This is a genomic window from Aerococcus sp. L_32, from assembly GCF_050689315.1.
In genome coordinates, this window is sequence record NZ_JBOEQF010000234.1 from 1 (window position 1) to 3289 (window position 3289).

Genomic DNA, 3289 nt, shown 5'->3' on the forward strand with positions numbered 1-3289 from the left:
CGATTGGTTCTGAATGGTGGAAGGCAAGGTGACGTGGGCCAGTACCAGGCGCTGCTTTGTAGACACTCACTTCAGCTAACTTGTTATCGTCAGTAAGTGTATAAGTGTGAACTTCATCAGTTCCTAAATCACAAGAAAGAATGTATTTGTGGTCATTTGTTGGATGGATAAAGTGGGCATGGGCAAAGTCTTGGTTTTCATGCGGGCCAACTGGTGAAGTATGTTGAATGACATCCGTTACAGTCAATGTACCATCTTCGTTGACTGTAATCACTGCTAATTCACCTTTTTTGTAGTTAGCATTATAAAGAACATTTGCTTCTTCATCATATGTTACGTAACAACCATTTTCGTTAAATACTTTCACACGGTCTTTAAAGACAAATTGACCATCATTATTTTCGTAATGGGCAACACCAGGCTCTTCACCGTCACTTAAAGTAAATAGGTGTTTGCCGTCTTTTGATAAAGTAATGTAAGTAGGATTGTTTTCTTCAATAATCAATTCACTTGCTTCAAAAGCTTTTTTATCAGCATTTAGCGTTAAGGTATGAATCCCCTTATTGTCTTCACGTGTATAACCAGATACATAAATCGTTTCCATAATAAAAATCCCTTCTTTCTTAAGTTAATCTCATTATACAAGAAAACGCTCTTATTAACATCAAAAATGGTTATGCTTTGATTGTTTAGGCACATATATATAGGAAGAAATATTTGCTATAATAGACGTATGCATTACAGGAGGGGACGTCATGAACGATAAAATCAATCCAGAAGAAACACCATCAACGAAAAACCAGACAGATTTTTCAAAATCCTGGTTTTTCAAATATATTTTAAATAATCGATATACCAGCGCCTTGATGGTCGGTATTTTAATTGTAATTTTCGTGAGCCTATTTACCCGAGTCTCATACCTATTAGACCCAGCCGTTTCCTTTATCCAATACGTTTCACTACCTATTATCGTAGCAGCCATTTTCTACTATTTGACAGTGCCATTAGTGAATCGAATCGAAAAAAGGGGCCTCAACCGAACTTGGGGGTCAGCAATCGTTCTACTACTGATTGCGGTGGTCGTTACAGGCCTTGTTGCCCTAATCCCAGCAGTAGCGGATGAAGGGCGTAATTTGATCGATAACTGGGATACTATTTGGACAGACTATCAAAGTCGCTTACAAACATTGATTCGAGGTGATTGGTACGACCAAGTGAACATGGTGGTTCAATCAGCCATGAGTAATGTATTAGACCTGTCATCATTTAATTGGGAGAGCATTGCCAATTCAGCAATCACAAGTGTCTCGTCTATCGTAGGGACAGTAACCAGGGTAGCAGTAGCTATTTTTACCGCACCGATTATATTATTCTATATGTTACGTGACGGCCACAAATTGCCCACATATTTCGCGCAATTTCTGCCTATTAAAATTCGTAAGGCGACCTTACACCTATTAAGTGATATGAACTTACAAATTAGCCAATATATCCGTGGACAAATTATTGTCGCAATCGGGGTGGCCATAATGTTTGTAGTTGGTTACTCAATTGTTGGACTACCTTATGGGGTAATTATTGGGGTTGCTGCAGGTTTCTTAAATGTCATTCCTTATATAGGGTCATTCCTAGCAATGGTGCCAGCCATTATTGTCGCGATTGTAATGGGGCCAATGATGATTGTAAAAGTCTTGATCGTATTCGCTATTGAGCAGACGATTGAAAGTCGTGTGATTTCACCACAAGTTTTAGGGTCCAATATGGCCATTCACCCGGTCACCATCATGCTTTTATTGATCTCAGCAGGATCACTTTTCGGGGTTGCTGGGGTTGTATTGGTCATTCCAATTTATGCCGTCATCAAAGTCATATTTAACCACTTCTTTGCTTGGTATAAAAGCGTTTCCGGCTTATATTCAGAAGATGAAAGCATCTTAGAGGACTTCATTTCAGAGGATACACCCGGCAAGTAATTTTTATTTGTGTATTGAGATAAAAGGGCGTATAATGGCCTGTTGAAGCAATATTCACATTGTTTACATTATAAAACATAAAAGGAGGAATTAGATGTGGCGTTTAATTAAACGAATTCCCTTTTGGGCTATGTTCGGGGCAATTGTCTTTGCCTTAACACAGGCCATTGGGGAATTACTATTGCCAACGCAGACTGCTCGCATTATCGACGAGGGTGTTGCGGCAGGAGATATGCAGGCTATCTACAGCATTGGCGGTCAGATGATCTTGATTACCATCTTGGTCATCATTTCTGCAGGGATTTCAGTATATATTTCAGCCCGTACTAGCCAAGACTTGGGTAGAAAATTGCGTAATGAAATTTATACAAAAGTTTTGCAGTTTTCAAAAGAAAATATGGGGACCTATGGTGAGGCCTCATTGATTACGCGATCTTCAAACGATATTCAGCAGGTTGAAGTGACTGTCATGATGATTATGCGTATGGTCTTACTTTCACCAGCCATGCTACTTGCAGCTGTCGTGATGGCCGTATTAGCTAGTCCAGAATTGAGTTTAGTTTATGCAGTTTCAGGTCCAGTATTAGCCTTGTTAATTTTTATTATTTTACGCATTGTGTCACCATATTTTAAATCTATGCAAAGTAAGGTTGATGATTTGAACCTTATTTTCCGAGAAGGATTAACAGGTGTACGTGTTGTAAGAGCCTTTAACAAATCAGATTTCGAAGTAGCACGATTTGCTGACGCCAATAAAGATTATGCGGATACAGCGATTAAAGCGATGTTCCGGATGTCTTTTTTAATGCCTATCATGACAACAATTCTATCACTAACAAACATTACTTTATCATGGCGTGGTGCCCATTTAGTGGCCGCTCAAAACCTAAGTGTTGGGGTCATCCTTTCATTCGTGAACTATTCATTCATCATCATGTTCTCATTTATGATGTTAGGGATGATTTTCGTGATTTTACCGCGTGCGCAAGTGTCCGCTCAACGGATCAATGAAATTTTGGATACTGAAATCAGTATTCATTCACCTGAAAACCCAGTATCTATTGACCGTCAAGCACCAGGTGAAGTGACATTCGAAGACGTTGCCTTTAGATTTGGTAACGCAGAGCATAATGTAGTGGACGACATCAACTTCCAAGTGAAACCAGGACAAACTTTAGCCATTATTGGGGGTACTGGTTCTGGGAAAACGACGATTGCCAACTTACTCTTACGTTTTTCAGACGTAACTAAGGGTGCTGTTAAAGTCAACGGTACTGATGTGCGCGACTTATCATTGAATAATTTGCGTGATTTGG

3 protein-coding genes are annotated in these 3289 nt (G+C 39.5%); 2 read left to right on the forward strand and 1 reads right to left on the reverse strand.

Annotated elements, in window-relative coordinates; all coding sequences use genetic code 11:
- A partial coding sequence (locus tag ACRCJ0_RS10985; protein ID WP_431390462.1) for a beta-propeller fold lactonase family protein occupies window positions 1–604 on the reverse strand: 604 nt, incomplete at its 3' end.
- A 151-nt stretch (window positions 605–755) separates the two neighbouring features.
- On the opposite strand from ACRCJ0_RS10985, the gene ACRCJ0_RS10990 reads away from it, so the two are divergent.
- Both ACRCJ0_RS10990 and ACRCJ0_RS10995 read left to right on the forward strand, forming a co-directional pair.
- A complete protein-coding gene (locus ACRCJ0_RS10990; protein WP_431390463.1) occupies window positions 756–1973 on the forward strand; it encodes an AI-2E family transporter in 1218 nt (405 codons plus the stop codon).
- A gap of 94 nt (window positions 1974–2067) precedes the next feature.
- The coding region (locus ACRCJ0_RS10995; protein ID WP_431390464.1) for an ABC transporter ATP-binding protein at window positions 2068–3289 on the forward strand (1222 nt) is incomplete at its 3' end.